The 18,982-nt window shown below is 72.5% G+C and carries 16 protein-coding genes and 1 pseudogene; 8 read left to right on the forward strand and 9 right to left on the reverse strand.

From position 1 onward, the window contains the following. The first annotated feature begins 73 nt into the window (after window positions 1-73). Window positions 74-859 (forward strand): TIGR04222 domain-containing membrane protein, encoded by a 786-nt coding sequence (locus tag AC07B0_RS03890; RefSeq protein WP_356880708.1) that lies wholly within the window; start codon window positions 74-76, stop codon window positions 857-859. Between the two features lie 38 nt (window positions 860-897). Here the strand turns inward: AC07B0_RS03890 and AC07B0_RS03895 are convergent, their stop codons facing one another. Next, on the reverse strand, window positions 898-1,968 hold the full coding sequence (locus tag AC07B0_RS03895; protein WP_478896571.1) for a DUF4034 domain-containing protein: 1,071 nt from the start codon (window positions 1,966-1,968) through the stop codon (window positions 898-900). Window positions 1,969-2,215: 247 nt separating this feature from the next. Between AC07B0_RS03895 and AC07B0_RS03900 the strand changes: the two genes are divergently transcribed. The 4 genes and pseudogenes from AC07B0_RS03900 to AC07B0_RS03915 all read left to right on the forward strand — a co-directional run. Continuing rightward, window positions 2,216-3,166 (forward strand): alpha/beta fold hydrolase, encoded by a 951-nt coding sequence (locus tag AC07B0_RS03900; RefSeq protein ID WP_356881782.1) that lies wholly within the window; start codon window positions 2,216-2,218, stop codon window positions 3,164-3,166. 175 nt (window positions 3,167-3,341) lie between these two features. Then, window positions 3,342-3,968 carry a hypothetical protein gene (locus AC07B0_RS03905; RefSeq protein ID WP_467298757.1) on the forward strand — a complete coding sequence of 209 codons (627 nt, stop codon included), beginning with the start codon at window positions 3,342-3,344 and terminating at the stop codon, window positions 3,966-3,968. 598 nt (window positions 3,969-4,566) lie between these two features. Beyond that, window positions 4,567-6,189 (forward strand): MFS transporter, encoded by a 1,623-nt coding sequence (locus tag AC07B0_RS03910; protein WP_478896573.1) that lies wholly within the window; start codon window positions 4,567-4,569, stop codon window positions 6,187-6,189. 157 nt (window positions 6,190-6,346) lie between these two features. After that, window positions 6,347-6,496: pseudogene (locus AC07B0_RS03915) on the forward strand (VOC family protein); the annotation flags it as partial. A gap of 60 nt (window positions 6,497-6,556) precedes the next feature. Here the strand turns inward: AC07B0_RS03915 and AC07B0_RS03920 are convergent. Next, on the reverse strand, window positions 6,557-6,886 hold the full coding sequence (locus AC07B0_RS03920) for a hypothetical protein (protein WP_356881773.1): 330 nt from the start codon (window positions 6,884-6,886) through the stop codon (window positions 6,557-6,559). A gap of 453 nt (window positions 6,887-7,339) precedes the next feature. Here AC07B0_RS03920 and AC07B0_RS03925 point away from each other — a divergent pair, with 453 nt between their 5' ends. Further along, window positions 7,340-7,852, forward strand: a complete 513-nt coding sequence (locus tag AC07B0_RS03925) for a hypothetical protein (protein ID WP_478896575.1) — start codon at window positions 7,340-7,342, stop codon at window positions 7,850-7,852. Window positions 7,853-8,277: 425 nt separating this feature from the next. Here AC07B0_RS03925 and AC07B0_RS03930 read toward each other — a convergent pair whose 3' ends face one another. The 6 genes from AC07B0_RS03930 to AC07B0_RS03955 all read right to left on the reverse strand — a co-directional run bounded on the left by AC07B0_RS03930 (window position 8,278) and on the right by AC07B0_RS03955 (window position 14,721). Further along, entirely contained in the window at window positions 8,278-9,687 is a 1,410-nt protein-coding gene (locus tag AC07B0_RS03930) for a hypothetical protein (RefSeq protein WP_478896577.1), read from the reverse strand. A 161-nt stretch (window positions 9,688-9,848) separates the two neighbouring features. Beyond that, window positions 9,849-11,120, reverse strand: coding sequence for an ABC transporter substrate-binding protein (locus AC07B0_RS03935; protein WP_478896579.1), 1,272 nt, complete (start codon window positions 11,118-11,120; stop codon window positions 9,849-9,851). After that, entirely contained in the window at window positions 11,117-12,253 is a 1,137-nt protein-coding gene (locus AC07B0_RS03940) for a branched-chain amino acid ABC transporter permease (RefSeq protein WP_356881767.1), read from the reverse strand. The genes AC07B0_RS03935 and AC07B0_RS03940 overlap by 4 nt, the downstream gene beginning before the upstream one ends. After that, complete coding sequence (locus tag AC07B0_RS03945) at window positions 12,246-13,136, reverse strand: branched-chain amino acid ABC transporter permease (RefSeq protein WP_478896581.1); 891 nt, start codon at window positions 13,134-13,136, stop codon at window positions 12,246-12,248. Before AC07B0_RS03945 ends, AC07B0_RS03940 begins: the two co-directional genes overlap by 8 nt. Continuing rightward, window positions 13,133-13,936: an ABC transporter ATP-binding protein gene (locus tag AC07B0_RS03950; RefSeq protein WP_478864952.1), complete on the reverse strand. Its 804-nt coding sequence runs from the start codon at window positions 13,934-13,936 to the stop codon at window positions 13,133-13,135. The genes AC07B0_RS03945 and AC07B0_RS03950 overlap by 4 nt, the downstream gene beginning before the upstream one ends. Next, window positions 13,924-14,721 (reverse strand): ABC transporter ATP-binding protein, encoded by a 798-nt coding sequence (locus AC07B0_RS03955; protein WP_478864953.1) that lies wholly within the window; start codon window positions 14,719-14,721, stop codon window positions 13,924-13,926. Before AC07B0_RS03955 ends, AC07B0_RS03950 begins: the two co-directional genes overlap by 13 nt. A 221-nt stretch (window positions 14,722-14,942) precedes the next feature. Here AC07B0_RS03955 and AC07B0_RS03960 point away from each other — a divergent pair, with 221 nt between their 5' ends. Beyond that, window positions 14,943-16,133, forward strand: coding sequence for a PucR family transcriptional regulator (locus AC07B0_RS03960; protein WP_356881759.1), 1,191 nt, complete (start codon window positions 14,943-14,945; stop codon window positions 16,131-16,133). Window positions 16,134-16,227: 94 nt separating this feature from the next. Here AC07B0_RS03960 and cpt read toward each other — a convergent pair whose 3' ends face one another. Next, window positions 16,228-16,761 carry a chloramphenicol phosphotransferase CPT gene (gene cpt / locus AC07B0_RS03965; RefSeq protein ID WP_478896584.1) on the reverse strand — a complete coding sequence of 178 codons (534 nt, stop codon included), beginning with the start codon at window positions 16,759-16,761 and terminating at the stop codon, window positions 16,228-16,230. A 473-nt stretch (window positions 16,762-17,234) separates the two neighbouring features. Between cpt and AC07B0_RS03970 the strand changes: the two genes are divergently transcribed. Next, window positions 17,235-18,725 (forward strand): MFS transporter, encoded by a 1,491-nt coding sequence (locus AC07B0_RS03970; protein ID WP_478896586.1) that lies wholly within the window; start codon window positions 17,235-17,237, stop codon window positions 18,723-18,725. Window positions 18,726-18,982: the final 257 nt, after the last annotated feature.

Here is an 18,982-nt window from a genome sequence, read left to right on the forward strand (position 1 = left end):
CGGTACCGGCGCCAACCGGCTTGCGGACGGAGTGGTTTGGCGCCAGTTTGGTGGCGACAGGAAGGGGCGGACCGTGCTCGTGATCAACGCGGTGCCGGCCGGAGCCGCGTGGCTCCTGCTGCTGATAGCCGCCGCTCTACGCCTTCACCCCGGCCGGAAGCCGGTGTCCGGCCCGCTCGGCCGCCGGCTCACTCCCGTCGAGACGGGCCTGCTGCGCGGGGGCGGGCGGGGTGCGGCGCAGACCGCACTCGTAGAGCTGTACCTGGCCGGTTCGGTCGAGGCCGGATGGCGGCAGACCGTCCAACCCGGCAAACCCCGACTGCCGCGCGGCTGCTCCGAGGTGGCCCGCGCCCAGTACCACGCGCTGTACGGGCCCCTTCACCCGCGCCGCCTTCACGACACGGAGCGGGTGCGACGTGCCGTCCAGGGGGTGGCCACGGAACTGGAGCGGGCGGGACTGGTGGTGTCCCGCAGGCGGGTGCGGGCCGTACGGAGCCTGCTGCTGCCGGTCTTCGCCGCGGCTCCACTCGGTGCCGTCATGGGGGGCCGGACAGTGGTGTGGCTCCTTCTCGGCCTCCTCGCAGACCTCGGAGCCCTGGCCCTGTGGGTGTGGCCCCGGCGCACCCTGCGCGGCGCGGGGCTGCTCGCCCGGCTGCGTCGCGACCACGCGGAGGTCCGCGGGGCGACCGTGCGTCGGCCGGACGCCCTGCTGCTGAGCGTCGCGCTGTTCGGCGCACCGGCGCTCCGCGACCAGCTACCCCGGTTCACCGAGGAGAGCGGCATGCTGACCCGCCCCGCGAGGGAGCCCATGGACCGGGGCGGCGGCTCCGGCGAGGCGTTCGCGAGCTGTGGGGGTTAGGCCGTTTTTCCGGCCCTGCCGTCTCTTTCTTGAGCCTCTCAGGGGCGACCCGAGTGGAGGGCCGCCAGGCCACGCGCGTGGTGGAATGCCGCCGCGGCATCCTGGTTGTCGGTCCAGGGCGCGGCTCCGCACCACCCGCCGATGAGCCGGAACTGCGCCAGGGCCTCCGCGTACCGCCCCGTCTTCACGAGTACGGCGGCGTACAGGTGCCGTATCGCGGGAAGCCGGCGGTCCGCAGGGTCGGCCTGCGCCAGATCGGCCTGAATGCGGGCGAGCATGGGCTTGGTGGCCCAGGTGCGGTAGGCGGCATCGCCGTCCTGGAGGGCCGCTTCGTACACGGCGTGCAGGTAGATGCCCGAGATCAGGCTTCCGGCCGGAGCCGCGGCGGCGGCCTGCTTGGCGAACTTGAACATCAGCTGGTGGGAGCCGTGCCACTTCTCGCACCAGTACTGGAGGGCCTGCCAGTGCGCGTCGTAGTGCTGCGGCGCACGGCTTGTGACCTGGCTCCACAGGCGGCGGAACTCGTCGTGCGGGACCCCCAGTCCCCGCGCGGCGGCGACCATCGTGATCCACGGCGACGGATCGCCCGGTGCCAGCCTGGCCGCCTCCTGGGCGGCGTACATGGAGGTCGGCAGCAGCTCGCCGAACAGGGCCACCTGCTCATCGGAGGTCTGCTTGATGTACTTCTCGCCGCGCGCAGCCCAGGCGCGGAGCAGCAGGGCGTGGGCGTGTACGACGACGGCGTCCGCGTCCTGCGGCCGCTTGGCGCGCCAGATCCGCAGCCAGCGCTCGTCCTCCACGGCCAGATCCGCGAACACCTCGACGAGCCGCCAGCGCTCCGCCCAGTCCTGGCGTTCCGCGGTGTCCGCGAGGAGCCCGGCAGCGGGTTCCCAGGCGCCGTTGAGGGCGGCCTCGACGGCGAGGCGCAGCGCCGGTTCGTCTCCGGGCGGGCCGGAGCGCCGGCTGTCGAGCTGCTCGCGGGGGACGAGGCCGTAGGCGGAGGCGTCGAAATGCCGGGCCTTGCGGTTGCGGACGACGTTGCGGGTGGTGTGGACGAGCGCCCAGAGGAGGGTGGCCAGACCGACGACGGTGATGATGTTGGTGAGCACGAGGGGTCATCATCCCTGGTCAGGGTCACGGCAAGCGAACGCTGCGGCAAAGTACCGGACTCGTTTCGGTCTCGGGCACCACCCGCCTTCCCCGAGGTAGGAGCCGTACAGCTGTCTCCGGCCGTGGGTGGGGTGGGTGGTTCGGGGGCTCGCGTTCCGGCTCGGCCCGAACCATCTTCGTGGTACCGCTGTATCAACAATATGGTACGTTCGTATCACGAAGAACGGATCTGCCTGGAGGTGCCCCGTGCCCGAGAACACGACCCGAGCGCGACGAGACATCGGCCGCTACGTGAGCGACGAGCTGCGCGACCGCTACTTCGCCACCTGCGAAGTCCTCTACGCGAAGGGAGCGCCCATCCGATCCGAGACGGACGTCGAGACGAGCTTCGGCACCACCCACGTCTACCGGTACGGACCCACGGACCCGGCAGCCGAGTCCCGCACGCCCGTGGTCCTGATACACGGTTCGGGCGGCTGCTCCGCGCAGTGGTACCCCAACACCGTCGCGCTCAGCGCCGACCGGCCCGTCTACGCCCTCGACACTCCCGGCGACCCCGGCCGCAGCGTCCAGCGCGAGCCCATGTGGCAGCCCGAGCGTGCGGCGCAGTGGATGGACGAGGCCCTCGACGCGCTGGGCCTCGACAAGGTCCACCTGGTCGGCTCCTCGTACGGCGGCTGGCTGGTCATCAACCAGGTCCACCTCAGGCCCGGACGGCTCGCCTCCGTCACCGCCCTGGACCCGGGCGGCCTGGAAAAGGTGGGCCTGCGCTTCTTCGTCTGGATCTTCGCCAGCCTCTTCGCCACCTACGCCCCCAAGGCGTGGCGCCCCCGCCTCGCCGCCTGGCTGGAACAGCCGGTGATCATCGTTCCCGAGCTGCGTACGTGGATCCAGGCCGGCGTGAAGGCCTTCCGGATCCGCCGCCCCGCACCACTGCCGCTCTCGGACGCCGAACTGGGCTCGATCCGCACGCCGTTCTACCTGATCATGGGCAAGCGCAGCCTGCTCGTACACCCCAAGCGGCAGCTGGAACGCGTACCGCGCCTGATCCCCGGCGCCCGCGCCGAGATCGTCGCCGCGACCGGTCACGGCCCGCAGCTCGACCACCCCGACCTGGTCAACGGCCGGATGCTGAGCTTCATGGAGGACGTCGACTCCCTCGATCCGGCGGCGGCCCGGGGTGCCGCGGACGCGTAGCCGCGAGGCCGCCGACGCGGACTTCCCCGACCTCGCCGCGGCCGTCGAGCAGCAGCGGCGCTCGCCGTCGGTGCTGGCCGGACCCTCGACCGATTGTTGGGGACATGATGAATCCCGCTAGGGTGCCTTGATCACCGCCCCAGGTGACCGAACCGACACCTCCGAGGGGACCATCGTGGCCACTCCACCACCGCAGCAGGGCTCGGTCCCGCAGCACCAGCACAACCCGTACGCCCAGCAGCCCGGCCAGGGCAACCCGTACGCCCAGCAGCCCCAGCAGCCGCCGGGGCACGGCAATCCGTACGCGCAGCAGCAGCCCGCCGGCCACGGGAACCCGTTCGCCGCGGGCCCGCCCCAGCAGGGCGCCCCCGCCCCCTACCCGGGCCACCAGGCACCGCCGCAGGGCGGCCCCGGCTGCCGGCTGTGCGGCGCGCAGCCGGCGGCGCACGCGACCGTCAGGGGTCACCAGGGCCTGGTCCTGATGATGCGCTCGCTGAGCGTGCAGGGGCCGTTCTGCCGTGACTGCGGGACCGCGACCGTCCGGGACATGTCCGCGAAGACGCTCTGGCAGGGCTGGTGGGGGCCGATGTCCCTGCTGCTCACCCCGATCACGGTGCTGCGCAACCTCGGCCCGAGGTCGACGTTCGCCGGGCTCGCGGCCCCGCAGGGAGGCTTCCGCCCGCCGCTGGACCCCGGCAAGCAGTTGCGGCGGCGTCCGCAGGCGCTGGTCGTCTCGGTGCCGATGGCCCTGTCCCTTCTCTTCTACGCGACGTTCATCGTCATCGCCGTGGCCACCGGCTGACCGGCGTCCGACCGACGTGACCGTGCCCCCGGAGGCCCCCGCGGCATTCGGGGGCAGGTAGGAACCCTGGCGTCGGCAAGATCGACTGTTGCAACAGGCCCTGTTATTCGGCTGTTTGGGGACTCGTCCACTCCGCCGACGGCGCGACGGCCCGCCGGGTCTTCGACCGGGGGCCATGAACTCGGCCGGGCCGACTCCCTGGACGAGGTCGCCGCCCTGCGGGCCGTCCTGACCGCACGCCGCACCACCCCGCGGGAGCCCGGCCCCGGGATGAAATCGCACATCGCCCGTCTCGTCCGCCTGACCTGAAACACGGGGCGGGGCATTTCGCCGCGTGACGACCGCGCCGACGGCGCGACGAAAACGAAGGCGCGGTGCGACGGGTCTGGTCGAGGTGGCCGAGGCCGCACGCAGGCGGCCACACCCGCTGCCTCCGGCGACACCGCGGACCGCGCGAGCGGTCCGAGAACCGCGGCGGGCACCAGCAGGGCGGGTGGACCGCGTCAGCGACGGTGGGCGTGTCATCCCAATGGGGCGATGTGCGGCACGGTGGATCAGGCAAGACTCTTGCGAAGCCCCACTTCGCCCCGGAGGTTCCATGTCGAAAAACGGCGCGCCCCGCACCGACGTTCCGCGTGAGGCCCCGGCGCGGGCGCCGCTCGTTCTGGCGTCCCTGATCACTGTGGCCGCGGTGGCCAACCTGAACCTGTCGGTGGCCAACGTGGCGCTGCCCGCGATCGGGAAGGCCTTCGACTCCTCCCAGACCGCGCTGAACATGGTCGCCGTCGGGTACTCCCTCGGCCTGGCCGCATCGGTGCTCTATCTGGGTGCGATCGGCGACCGCCACGGGCGCAAGCTGCTCCTGATCCTCGGCGTCGCCCTGTCCATTCCCGCCTGCCTGCTCGCCGCGTACGCGCCGAGCGACACCGTCCTCGTACTGGCCCGGATCCTCGGCGGACTCTCGGCCGGCATGGCCTACCCGACCACCCTGGCGCTGATCACCGCCCTGTGGGCGGGGCCGGGGCGGACGAAGTCGATCGCGCTGTGGTCGGCGCTGGGCGGTGGCATCTCCATGCTCGGGCCGGTGATCGCGGGCGGGTTGCTCCAGCACTTCTACTGGGGGTCGGTCTTCCTCGTCACCCTGCCCCTCGCCGTGGTCGCCCTGGTCATGGCCCTGCTGTTCGTCCCCGCGCACGCCAACGAGTCGACCGAACCGGTGGACAACCTCGGCGGCATCCTGTCCGTCCTCCTGATCGCCGGACTGGTGCTGGGGATCAACTTCGCCGTCGTCCCCAATGAGGGGGCACTGGCCGTCGGCCTCATCGTGGTCGCCCTCGTGGCCGGGGCGGCGTTCATCTGGCGCCAGCGCCGGGCCCCCAACCCGCTGTACGACCTCCACATCGCCCGCCGGCGCACGTTCTGGGTCGCCGCATGCGCGGGAATCATCGTGTTCGGCTCCATGATGGGGTCGGCGTTCATCAGCCAGCAGTACCTGCAGAACGTGCTCCAGTACAACGCCGTCGAAGCCGGCGCCGCCATCCTCCCGCTCGTCGTGATGATGGTGCTCGTGGCACCACGGTCCGCGAAGCTGGTCGAGACGCACGGCGCCCGCACCACCCTGCTGTTCGGCTACCTGTTCCTCTTCCTCGCCTTCGCCTGGATGCTGCTGTTCTGGAGCGAGGACAGCAGCTACTGGCAGATCGGCCTCGCCTACGTCTTCGTCGGCATCGGCGCCGGCTTCGCCGGGACGCCCGCATCGCACTCGCTGACCGGATCGGTGCCCGTGCGACGGGCCGGCATGGCCTCGGGCACCGCCGACCTGCAACGGGACCTCGGCGGGGCCATCATGCAGTCCGTCATGGGCGTGCTCCTCATCGCCGGGTACGCCTCGGCCTTCAGCGCGGCGATCGCCGCTTCCCCCGAGGGCAAGGACGTGTCGGACCAGGTCCAGAGCGAGCTGACGAAGTCGTTCGCCTCCGCCGGCGAGGTCGCCCAGCAGCACCCCCAGTACGCCGACCAGATCGTCGCGGCGGCACGCCAGTCCTTCCTCCACGGCGACGACTGGGCGTACACCGTCGGCCTGGCCGCGATCGCCCTGGGCGCACTGCTGATCTTCTTCAGGTTCCCGCACCGGGACGCCGAGCGGGAACTCCTCCTGCGCTACTACACCGAGGACTCCGCCACCGCCACCCCCGAGCGACCGAACGGACCGGGAGCCTGAGGGGCCAGTCGGCTGACCGACCGCTAGCAGCTGGGCGAGAGCCCGGACGGGGAGAAGCGGTTCGGCTGCCACCTCGGGAGCCGTGCTCGGCCGGCCTGCTCAACCGTGAGCAGGAGCCCCTAAGGTGTGGAGCGGCAGTCGATGATCGATCAGAGGGGAAGAGGCCGAGGCTCGCCTGCTGGAACTGGGAGCGGGCAAGCCGGATCGGCAGCCCGGGGAGGGCAAGTGGCGCGTGCTCACCGACCCGGCGGGGCACCCCTTCTGCCTCGTCAGGGCTGGTCAGGGAACGCAGGAGCCGCCCGAGTGAAACGGCACTGCCCGCGCATCGGTAGACGGGGTACCCCGCTCTACGGCGACGGGTTGGTGGTCAGTGGTCGTGCCGCGCGCCGTGTTCCAGCCGTTGGGTCCGGGGCGCGAGGGCAGCGGTGCCCAGGGGGTTCGGGCGTGGTTGCCGGTCGGGACCTGTCGCGGTGAGGGGGATGCCCAGGCTCTGGCACATTCGGTGGGCGCGGGCCAGGGCGCTGAGAGTCATGGGGGAGGGGTGGGACGTCGGGAGTTCGACGGTGACCTGGCGGGGGCGGTGGGTGTGGACGAGGGCCTCGATCTGCAAGGCGGCCGCGGCGCGGTTGGTGATGTCCAATTCCCGGGGGACCTGGATGCGGAGGGTGTCGTCGGTGATCTGATGGGTGATGACCATGGTCAGCCTTCCGCCTTCCGCCTCACCGGTTGGACGGCACCCGCCCGGCGCATGGGATTCCGGTATCAGTGTGGGATGTATGCCGGGTGAGTGCGAGGCGAGCCGGGCCTCGCTCGCGCCGCCGCACGCCGAAGACGCGAGCCCGTCCGCGGCCGGTCCTCGCAGCCCTGATCTCGCCCCCCTCTCTCTCTCTGACCGCCGGCGGCCATGCCCTGTCGTACTGGGACTCCCACGGCGCCGGGAGGCCCCTGCTCGCGCCGCAGGGCCACCTCTGGGGTTCAGTGCGGTCACGGTGACTCTGACCGGGCCGACGATCGCATCCGCGCCGGCTACCCCGCAGACCTCGTAGTCCTCCTGGCCAAGGCACTAGGCATCGGTCGGGTCGTCTACGACTAGCCTGTGGTCCGCCGCCGGGCGAACGGTGCCCGGCGGCGGAGCGCGGGGAGTACGAAGGTGAGAGGCATCAGGTGGGCCGGCGCAGCGGCCGCCGCGATCGCGGCGGCCGCGGTGGCGGGCTGTTCGGCCGGTGCGACGGCTGCGGACGGCTGGGTCCCGGAGCGGTCCGCGACCGCGAAAGCCCCCGCGCGGGCCGGCGGAGAACCCTCGCGTGCCGCGGTCACGGCGGAACTCGCTGCCGCCGCCACGGCCACGGGGCTGCCCCGGGGTGAGGTGTGGCCCCTTGCCGAGGGGGAGCTTGCCGACTGCCTCGCCGACTGGGTCGGCAGCGGCCCCGCGGACGAGAGGCAAAAGGCGGCCCTCGAAGCCGCCCTGACGGAACGCGGCTGGCAGGTCACGGCCCGGCGAGGGGGAGCCGTACCAGCGGTGGCGCTGACCAGCGGCGCCTGGCGCCTGGAGGTCCACGACGGCGGCATCCTGCAGCGCCTGACCATGGTGGCCACCCACTCGGGCCAGACCTGTCGAGAGGCCCTCCGGCGGCAGGAAGCGACGCGGGGGCCGAGAGGGTAGGTCCGTCGGGCGGGCCCGCTGGGTGTGGTCCGGGAGTGGCACCACGCGAAGGAGTTCCGCGCGCACAGGCCAGGGCCGCGCCCGGCCAGGGTGGTCGGGTCGGCGACACGGGCTGCTCGCCGTGCCGGTCGGGTAGAGCATCCCGCCGGTCCCGGTGCCCCGGGGACGACATCAGCGTCCCGCCCGCACGCGGGGAGGCGGCGCGATCGGACAGTTCTAGCGGTACTGGGCGTGCCGTCGGGTGCTCGACTCCACCAGCTCCCTCCTCATCCTCATCCTCATCCCGGCCGGCCGGAACCGGGCGATCGGCCACCAGCAGCCGGCGCAGGCTCCCCGGGCCCCGTACCGACGGGCGTCCCGGACCGGGCGCACCCGCCGTCGGTACCCGGGGCCGCTGACCACTCGGTGTCGACGACTGTCGACGCTCAGTCGCCCCCGCAGCCCGACCCGCAACCGGAGCCGCAGCCGCCGCCGTTGTACCGGTTGCCCGAGCCGCTCCCACGCCCCCGGGACGACGAGCCGCTCCCGCGCCCCCGCGAGGACGAGCCGCGCGGTGCGTTCCTGCGGCGCGCCTCCGCCGCGCGCTGCGCCTCCCGGTAGCGCTCCTCGCGCTCCCGCTCCTCGCGGAGCCGCTCGCGCTGCCGGGCAGGGCCGTCCGCCGGCTCCCACGGGCCCAGCCCGTGGCGGCGGTCCGGGCGGAGCGGGGCAGTCGTCACGGTCGCGTACATCCGCCCCATCTCCTGCTGGTGGTATTCGGCACAGGCGTATTCGAGGACGACTTCGTCGCCCTCCGCGAGGGTGCCGTAGAGGACCGCTTCGAAGGGCTCGTGCTCGGGGTCGATGTCGTGGTGCCCGTTCCCCGCTCCGTACGCCGAGCCGCTGCCCAGGAGCCGCGTCCTGGCGTGGGTGTCGCTCTTGCGGGGAACGTACGCGATCAGAGGCGCCGCCGAGCGGGTGCGGGCGTCCGAGCACACCCAGTGGCGCCCGTCCGCCCCGGCGCGCACGCCTACGATCAGGGCCGGCTGCGGCTCCCCGTGCAACCGCCGGGCCGCCCGGTAAGCGAGCTGGCCCCGGCCGTAAACGGTCGTACCGGCCACGAGGAGCACCAGAGCGACGCCCTGTTCCCCGACGGCGTCATAGGCGACGTCGGGCGCGGTCGATCCCCCGAACAGGCCGTCGGCGAGGATCGCGGCGGAGACCAGGCAGATCACCAGCCCGAGGTAGACCTGCCGGTGTCCGCGGTGGCCGTCCGATTCCGGGGTGCCTTCGGGCAGTGGGAAGCGGCGCCCTCCCGCAGCGGCGAGGGCCAGCGCCCGCTGTCTGCGTCGGGCCCGCAGCCGCAGACAGCTTCCTGTGAACGCGACGGCGCAGGCGGCGAGGATGACCAGCCACCCGGCCCTCGCGGGCTGGTCCACGTCACCGGGCCGGGCGAGAACCAGAACTGCTTCCACGGCGACGAACACGGCCGCCGGTACGGCCGCGACCGGAACGTGCCGGTACCAGAGCGGCAAGGCGGTCAGCAGGATCAGCCCCGGATACCTCCGCCAGTCCGTCCCGTCCCCGGGCCCGCTGTGCCAGGCAGCGGACGCGGACGAGAGCCCGAACAGCATGACGTACGCCGCCGCCACCAGGACGGCCAGGACCCAGCCGCCCACGGCCGGGGCGAGAACGGCCGGGACGGACGCCTTCCGCCACCGTTCGGCGTCGGCCACCGGCCAGGTCGCGACGCCGCCCCGGGACCGCGACGCGACACCGTCCCGGGCCACCGACCAGGTGCCGGCACCGTCTCCGGGCAGAGCCCCGACCGGCAGATACTTGATGTGATACACCGTCACCGAACCACCGCCACGCGCCCCCGTACGCCCATCCCCGCCCCCGCACTCACCCGTGCCTTCCCGGCCAGTCTGCCCGCCGGGTCCGATGCCTGAAGCGTGCCCGCCCACGGCTTCCACCACAACAGGACCGGGCCCGAACCGAGTTGTCCAGCCGGGAATCTTCAGGGAGCGGGCGCGAACTTCGCCGCGGCGGGCGCCGCCGCGGCTTCCTTCACCACCTTCATGCCGCCCGGGACCCCGGCGTCGGGCTTCAGGATCACGCTCTGCCGGGTGGAGGGCGCCTTCGGGTCCGAGAAGTCGTGGGTGATGCCGAAGCCGTTGTCGTAGGACTTCAAGCTCAGCAGCGCCGCACGGATGCCCTCCCGGGTCAGGTCCTTGTCGGCGCACGCCTTCTTCAGCACTTCGCCGAACAGGGCGCCGGCGGTGAAGCCGGCCACCACGCCGTTGTCGAGCCCGGAGTCCGGGTACTCCGCCTTGTACGCGGCCGCCAGCGCGGCCGGGGCCGCCTCCGCGGAGCCGATCGGCAGGGCGGAAGAGGCGACGTAGTAGTCCTTCTGCAGGGCCGCACCGGCAGGTGTGGCCAACAGCTGCGGGGCGAAGGCCGAGTTGTTGCCGACGATCGGCACGTTCCAGCCACCCGCCGCGGCCACCCCGACGAGCGAGGCGGCTTGGCGGGGCCCGGCGCTGATCACCACGGCCTTGACCCCGGCCTGCTTGAGTGCGGCGACCTGGGCCGTCATGTCGTTGTCGGTCGGCTTGATCTTCTGCTCGACGACGGTCAACCCGGCCTCCGCGGCCACGGCCTTGGCCCCGGTCAACGCGTTCTCGCCGTAGTCGCCCTCGAAGTACACGTGCCCGATCCTGTCGCCCCGGGCGATCCGCTTCTGGTCCAGGAGGAAGCCGACGGCGTTGATGGTCTCCACGTCGTACGTCGCGCCCACCGTACGGATGTACGGGCTGCCCAGCAGCGAGGCCGACCAGGCCTGCGGGATGACCAGGCCCTTGTCCCGGCCGTCGATCCGCTCCTTGACCGCCGAGACGAACGGGGAGCCGATGAACTGGGTGAAGCCCAGTACCAGGGGCTCCAGTTCGGTGTAGGCGGCGAGGGCCTTCTGCGGGTCGTAACCGTGGTCGCGCACCTCCAGCTCGACGGTGCGGCCGCAGATGCCGCCGGCGGCATTGGTCTGCTTCGCCCACAACTGCTGGGCCTGGGTGACGCTCTTGCCGAGGGACGCGTAGACGCCCGTCATGTCGGTGAGCGAGCCGAGCCGGATGGTCTTGTCGCTCACCCCGACCCCGGCCTTGACCCCGCCCACGGCCGGCTCGTCCCCGGCGGTGCCCGCGGCGGGCTTCGCCTTGCCGCTGCACCCGGCGGCGCCGGTCAGGACGAGCGCGGCCGCCAGGGCCGCGGCAGAGAGCCTTCTTCTGTTCACGTTCGCTCCTTCGGGGGTGTGGTGCGGTTCCGGACGGTCCGGGTGACGCCCGTGAGGCCGCCGGGCAGGAACAGGACGACCGCGACGACCGCCGCGCCGTAGAGGTAGCGGGAGGCCTCGCCCGGCGACACCCCGCCCGTTCCGGGGGCGGACACCAGCGGGAGGGCGTCGCCGTAGCGGGTGAGCAGTTGCGGCAGCAGGGAGACGAAGACGGCGCCGACGACGGCGCCCGAGACCGTACCCAGGCCGCCGATCACGATCATGGCCAGGTACTCCAGGGACAGGACCATGCCGAAGTAGTCGGGCACGGTCCGCTGGAAGACGAGGGCGAGCAGGACGCCGGCGAGCCCCGCGTACATGGACGACAGGACGAAGACGGCGGCCCGGTACCGGGCGACCGCCACCCCCATGACCCCCGCGGCGATGCTGTGGTCGCGCAGGGCGTTCATGGCCCGGCCGGGCCGGCCCCGCAGGACCCCGCGCGCGAACAGGGCGCCGCCTAGGAGAGCGGCCAGGGCCACGTACCAGAGCTTCTCCGCGGAGTGGAAGGGGACGGAGGCGATGACGGTCTCGGTGTCGTCGAAGGTGAAGCCGAAGAGGGACAGCGGCTCCACGGCACGGCCGTTGAAGCCCCCGGTGAGGCTGGTCGCGTTGAACAGCAGGTGCTGGCCGATGAAGATCAGCGCGAGGGTGGCGATGCCGAGGTACGCCCCGCGCAGACGGCCGGCGATGGGGCTGAAGAGACCGCCCGCCGCCCCGGCGAGGGCGACGGCCAGGGCGGCCGCGAGCCAGCCGGGCAGGCCGAGCCCGACCAGGGTGTGGCCGCCGGACGCGCCGCCGTCCCCGGCGAGCGCGCAGTACCCGTACGCGCCGACGGCGAGGAAGAAGGCGTGGCCCATCGACAGCTGACCGGTGGCCCCGGTGAGCAGGTTGAGCCCGATGGCCCCGATGGCGGCGGCGATCGCGAACAGCCCGGCCTGGAGCCAGAACCGGTCGAGGTAGAACGGCAGCGCGAGGAGCACCAGGCCCGCGGCTGCCGCGCACACGCTCCGGACGCTCGCCGACCGAGGCCGGCCGGCCGCCCGGGAGGCGGCGGCCCCGGTGCGCCGTACGGCGCTGCGGGTGTCAGACACGGGCGAGCTCCTTCGTGCCGAGGAGTCCGGCGGGGCGGACCAGCAGGACCGCGACCATCACCAGGTACGGAGCGAGGTCGCCGATGCCGCGGCCGAGGAAGGCCAACTGGCTCTGGTAGCCGGTGGCGAGCGCCTCGGTGACTCCGATGATCAGGCCGCCCGCCAGAGCGCCCGAGGTGGAGTCGAGGCCGCCGAGGATCGCGGCGGGGAAGGCCTTGAGCGCGGCGAGGGAGGTGGCCCGCTCCAGACCGGGGGTGGGAAAGACCGTCAGGAAGAGCGCGGCCACGGCGGCCAGGGCCCCCGCCACCGCCCAGGCCGCGAGCGAGACCCGACCCAGCCGTACGCCCATCAGCGCTGCCGTCTCCGGCCGTTCGGCGGCGGCGCGCATGGCCACGCCCCAGGAGGTGTGGCGGAACACGAGCAGGAAGACCGTGATCAGCAGGCCGGCGGCGAGGATCGCCGCGATCCTCGTCTGGGGCACCGTGACCGGCCCGAGGTGGACGACGCGATCGCCCCACGGATCGCCGAGCGAGAGCACGTCCGTGCCGATGCGCCGGGTGAGGTCCGTGATGAGGAGGATGTCGACGCCGATGGTCACGATGGCGAGCACGTTCTGGTCCTGGCCCCGGTAGCGCCGCATCACCAGGAACTCGATCGCCGCCCCCACCGCCGCCGCCATGAGCACGCCGGTCAGGAGGGCGCCCCAGAAGCCGAGCTCCTCGTGCAGCGTCGCGGTGACGTACCCGCCCGCCAGCAGCAGGGAGGCGTGGGCGAAGTTGACCACCTCGGTCGCCTTGAAGATGACCACGAAGCCGAGGGCGATCAGCGCGTAGACGGAGCCCATGGAGAGCCCGCCGAGGAGCAGTTCGAGGAAAGTGGTCATGCGGCCGGCTCCTCCTCTCCGAGGTACGCGCGGACCACCGCGGGATCGTTCTGCACCTGCGCGGGAGTTCCGCCGCCGATGCGCCTGCCGAAGTCGAGTACGGTCACCGCGTCCGCGAGCCGCATCACCACCCCCATGTCGTGTTCGACCAGCACGATCGAGATGCCGAGGCCGTCCCGGACGCCGGCGATGACGGCGGCCGTACGCTGCCTCTCGTCCGCCGTCATGCCGGCGACGGGCTCGTCCAGGAGCAGCAACCGGGGCTCGGTGCACAGCGCCCGGGCCAGCTCGACGAGCTTCTGCTTCCCGTACGGCAGGGAACCCGCGGGCGCCGCCAGGTGTTCTTCCAGGCCGACGAACTCGGCTATCTCCCGCACCCGTTCACGGTGCCGGCGCTCCTCCCGGGCGGCGGTGGGCAACCGCAGCCCCGCGGCCAGGAACCCGGACCGCATCAGCCGGTGGCGGCCCAGCAGGAGGCTGTCGGCGACGCTGGTGTGCGGGGGCAGCGCCAGGTTCTGGAAGGTACGGGCGATGCCGAGGTCCGCGACGGCGTGCGGGGCGAGGCCCGTCAGCTCGGCGTCCCCGAACCGGACGCTGCCGGCGGAGGCCCGGTACACCCCGGACAGCACGTTGAAGCAGGTCGACTTGCCCGCCCCGTTGGGCCCGATGACGGCGTGGACGCTGCCGGGTTCCACAGCGAAGGACACGGAGTCGAGCGCGGTCAGGCCGGAGAAGCGGACGGTGACGTCGGTGACGGTCAACGGCGGGGGAGGGGACGGGGGCGCGCTCACGCCGACCACCTGCCCAGCTCACGCCGCTCCCGGGAGGGAGCCGGTACGGAGCCGTCCGCATCGGAGATGCCGAGGTAGCGGCGCCGCACCTCGTCCGAGGCGGCCAGCTCGGCGGCCGGGCCGTCGAGGGTCACCTCGCCGACCTCCAGGACGTACGCGTGGGAGGAGAGGCGCAACGCCAGTGCGGCGTTCTGCTCGACGAGGAGGACCGAGGCGCCCGAGGCGTTGATCTCGGTGATGGTCTCCGCGATGGTGGCGGCCATCCTGGGCGCCAGCCCGAGGGTGGGTTCGTCGAGCAGCAGCAGGCGGGGGCGGGCCATCAGGGCGCGTCCCAGGGCGAGCATCTGCTGCTCGCCGCCGGACAGCAGCCCGGCGCGCTGCCGCGCCCGCCGGCCCAGTACGGGGAACAGCTCGTGGACCCGGGCGAGGGAGCGGGCGGTGTCGGCGCGGGATCCCGCGCGGCCGCCCAGTGCCCCGGCCCGCAGGTTGTCCGCGACGGTCATCCGCGTGAACACCTGCCGCCCCTCGGGGACCTGCACCACTCCCGCGGCGACGACCCGGTCCGGACCGAGTCCGTCCAGCGGCCTGCCGTCGAAGCTGATGCTCCCGCCCGTCACGGCGCCGCGGTGGAACCCGAGCGACCGTGACACCGCGCGCAGCAGCGTCGACTTCCCCGCGCCGTTGCCGCCGAGCACGACGACCACCGCGCCGGCCGGCACGTCGAGCGACACCGAGCGCAGGGCCCGGACCGGCCCGTAGCCGACGGACAGCGCGCGCACCTGTAGCGAACCCACGTCCTCCTCCTTCCTCTGCACGGCCCGGACGGGCCTTCGCAGGGCCCTCCGTGTGGCCTCTGTGCTGGCGCACACCCCAACACCGGGCCGGGGCACCCGTCCACGCCCGGATGCGGAATCGCTGCCGATGACCAGCCGGAACCGGAACGCGTTGTGCACCGGCACAGACCTGCTGCGCGCGCCCCTGACGGCGGCCGAGACGGGTGGCATCCTCGGCGGCCATGGGCGGCGGACGCAGAACGCGCACGGAAGAGGAATGGACGGTCCTGCTGTCGGCGGCGGACGTGCTGATCGCCGACATCCCCGGACTCACCGACCACCTCATCGAGGACCTGGCGAAGCACTCGCCGCTCTTCGACCTGGCGGTCCCGCGCGACGAGCACTGGCAACAGGTCAGCGAGGCCATGCACTACGGGATCGAGGCCTTCGCCGCCCGCCGGTCCGCCCCGCGCAAGGACCTCGCGTACGCCGAGGAGTTGGGCCGCCGGCGCGCCGAGCAGGGGTTGCCGCTGGACCTCCTGCTCTACGCGTACCGCAGGGCGGGGCGGCTGACCTGGGACGCGCTGCTGGACATCGTCACCGAGAAGGAGCCGGAGGCGCTGCCGGTCCTGGCCCGCGCTGCCGGGGCCATGTGGGCGGGCATCGAGCAGCAGGCGACCGCCACCGCCGAGGCGTACCGCACCACGGAGGTGGAGATGCGCCGGCGCAGCGACGAGAGGGTGCAGGCCCTCCTGGACGCCCTGCTGGAGGGGGACACCTCGCAGGCCCTGGCCGCCCAGGTGGCACTCGCCCTGGACCTGCCCGAACAGGGACGGTACGTGGTGGTGGTGCTCCCGGCCGACCGGGGCGAATCGGTGCACCGGGTGGCGGCGGCGAACGGGATGCGGCTGTTCTGGCGGATGCGCACCGAGCGGGAACTGGCCGTGGTGGCGTTGGGCGACTCCTCGCCGGCCGACCTCGCGGCGGAGCTCGCGGACCGCTGTCCGGGACCGGGCGGCATCAGCCCGGTGGTGGACGGACTGGCCGAACTGGGCCGGGCCCGGCGACTGGCGGAGACGGCGCTCCGCACCTGCGGGCAGGAGGAACGGGTACTGGTGCAGCTGGCCGACCGGCTGCCCACCGCGCTGGTGGTGCGCCAGCCCGAACTCTCGGCGGAGCTCGTCCACGCCGTCCTCGGCCCCCTGCTGGACCTGGACCCGGCGGACCGGGCGATGCTCCTGGAGACCCTCGACGCCTGGCTGGCGGCGGAGGGCTCGGCGGGCCGCGCCGCGAGCCGGCTGTACTGCCACCGCAACACGGTCTTCAACCGCCTGCGCCGACTGGAACACCTCACCTCGACGTCCCTCTCCCGTCCCCGCGACCTGATCGCCCTGACCCTGGCGCGAGACGCCTACCGCCTGTCGGGCGGCTGACCGCACCGCCCACAGACGAGTCCGGTGAAAGCGTGGCTGGACAGGAGAAATCGCTCGATGCTGCCGTCCAGGCAGCCGGGAGCCGTTCCGGCGATCAGCTGACGTGGGCGGCGATGGTTCTCGCACAGACCAGGGACTCGGTATGGGTCGTGTCCACCTCCAGGTCATAGACCACGGCCTCGTGCACCACATCCGCCTGCGACGCGGCCATCCCCCGGATGCGGTCTCCTCGTGCGAGCTCACGGCCTGCGGCGACCGCGCCCTCACACCTGACGCCGACCCACAGCACGGACAGTTCGCCGAGGGCCTTCCGCCACCGCCGCTGGGACCCTGCTCCGCCGAGGAAGACGTCATCGATGATGACCCCGGCGCCTGCACGGGCCATCGCCGCGACGCCGTCCATCCAGGCCGCCTCCAGCGCCCGGAACTCCACCCCGACGTTCACCCCGCCGTCCGCCGCGAACACGATCCCACCGTCCGACGCCCGCATCTTCGCTGGCAGGGCGTCGACCAACGAGTCGCATCCGAACGTCAGCCACGGATCCGGCAGTACTGCCTGCAGGCACCGTGCAATCCCGGACTTCCCCGAGCTGGAACCACCGTTGAGAATGATCACCTGAATCGTCACCGCGCCACGGTACGGCGCCTGACCCGTGGGCACGCAAGGGATATCGGGACACACTGCTCTGCTGGCACAACCCGGTGAACCTCCCGGGCACGGCACTCGGAGCAGCTCGTCCGCGGCCCCGCGCACGACGTCGCACAGCTGGTGTGCGGCGGGGACCGGGGGTGTCGTATGGTGAAGCGGTTCCTGTGCCGAGGTATCGGTGGCAGTGACCGGATTCCCTGTTCCTTCTGCGTATGTCGATCTTGAGGTGACGTCCTATCAACCAGGCCGTGTAGTCGTCCGTGTTCCCCGCGTGCTGTGTTGTCGCACGTGTCCGGGGGCGGACGTCGCGCTGGCCTGAGTTGCGTCACCCTCCCCGCAGTTTTCCGTCTTTCCCGGGTGCAGCTCTGCCGTCTGCCCCGGGTTCCGTGTTTTCCGGCCCCGGTGCGGCTGTCGGCAGGGCTCCCCGATTCATTTGGATCAGGAGTCCCGTCGTGTCTTCCTCCGCGCTCGGAAACGAGCCGCAGCACACCACCCAGTCCCCGGACCATCCAGCACCGGACCACCAAGCTCCCGACCACTCGACGACGGCCTCGGCCGCCCGGATCGCCCTCGTCGTGCTCCTGGTCGCCGAACTCATGGACATCCTCGACCAGTCGGTCGTCCTCACCGCCCTGCCCGCGATCCAGTCGTCGACCGGTGCCGGACCGGCCGCCGTGCAATGGCTGACCGCCGGCTACTCACTGACCGTCGCCGTCGGACTGATCACCGGCGGACGTCTGGGTGACATCCACGGACGACGCAAGATCCTCCTGATCGGCACCGTCGTCTTCACCGCGGCCTCACTGCTGTGCGGCCTCGCGACCGGCACCGGTGTGCTGATCGGTGCCCGCGTGCTCCAGGGCGCCGGAGTGGCCCTGATGATCCCGCAGGTCCTGGCCACCCTCCACGTCACCTTCGAGGGCGAGAGCCGCAGCAAGGCCTTCGGCCTCTACGGAGCAGTCCTCTCGCTCGCCAACGTGCTGGGCCCGGTCCTGGGGGGCCTGCTCACCGAGGCCAACCTGTTCGGACTGTCCTGGCGGCCGATCTTCCTGATCAACGTGCCCGTCGGCATCGCCGTACTGGTCCTGGGACGCAGGTTCATTCCCGAGTCGACCGTCCGGAAGGCCGACCGGCTCGACCTGACCGGCATGCTGCTGTCCGCACTGGCCATCGTCCTGATCATCTTCCCGCTCAGCGAGGGCCACACCCACCACTGGCCCCTGTGGTGCTTCGCCATGCTCGCCACCGGCCTCCTCGCGCTCGGCGCCTTCCTGCGCCACCAGCAGCGCGAGCAGGACGCTCCACTCGTCGCTCTGTCCCTCTTCCGGAGCGGGCAGTTCTCCGGCGGGCTGACCGCGCAGCTGACGCTCGGCCTGCTGTGCGGCCTGTTCTTCATGACCTGGACGCTCTACCTCCAGCGCGGTCTGGGCATGAGTCCCTTCCACGCGGCCCTGGCCTTCGTGCTGCTCTCCCTGGGAGAACTGGCCGGTGCGACGATCGCGGCGAAGAGCGGCGGGCGTTTCGCCCGCCGCCTGCCCCAGGCCGGAGCCCTGATCACGCTTGCCTCGACGGCCGCCTACGGACTCCAGGCCGACAGGCTTCAGGGGGACCTGACCCTCGCGGCGATGACCGCACCGGTGGTACTGATCGGCTTCGGCCTCGGCATGGTCGGCGGCCCGCTCGCCGACATGACGCTGGCCAGGGTCCCGCACGAGGACGCCGGGTCCGCGTCGGGCCTGTTCAACACCGCCATGCACCTGGGCATCGCCTTCGGCACCGCGCTGACCGCCCTGGTGTTCTTCGCCACCACCGGCGGTTCACCCGACGCCGGACCCAACCGCGACGCGTTCACCACCGCGCTGTGGTGGGTCGGCAGCCTCCTCACCCTGATGTGGGCCCTGATGTTCTGCCTGCCCAAGGAGGCCAACAGCCAGGCCGACTGACCCACCACCAGGCCCCGGCACGACGCCGGCCGGGGCCTGGGCCCTCCCCGTGGTTCTCCGAAGGCCGTTTCCGCGAGACCGGGGCACGGCCCAGTGGTCTTCGGGCCGGTCGTGGCCGCTAGAGTCACCGTCCATGGGGGATCGGATACGCGTGAGGCACTGCAAGCAGTGCCGTCGGCCGCTCGACGAGCGCGGCCGGTGGCGGCGCCCGAAGCGGTTCTGCAGCCGCCGGCACCGCCTGGGGTACTGGGTGGAGG

This window comes from Streptomyces sp. NPDC044704, assembly GCF_056433525.1.

Excerpts from the sequence above, each read along its gene's own strand:
- AC07B0_RS03910 (WP_478896573.1), top strand. The coding sequence starts at position 4,567 with ATGTCGAAAAACGGCGCGCCCCGCACCGACGTTCCGCGTGAGGCCCCG.
- AC07B0_RS03920 (WP_356881773.1), bottom strand. The coding sequence starts at position 6,886 with ATGGTCATCACCCATCAGATCACCGACGACACCCTCCGCATCCAGGTC.
- AC07B0_RS03945 (WP_478896581.1), bottom strand. The coding sequence starts at position 13,136 with ATGACCACTTTCCTCGAACTGCTCCTCGGCGGGCTCTCCATGGGCTCC.
- AC07B0_RS03960 (WP_356881759.1), top strand. The coding sequence starts at position 14,943 with ATGGGCGGCGGACGCAGAACGCGCACGGAAGAGGAATGGACGGTCCTG.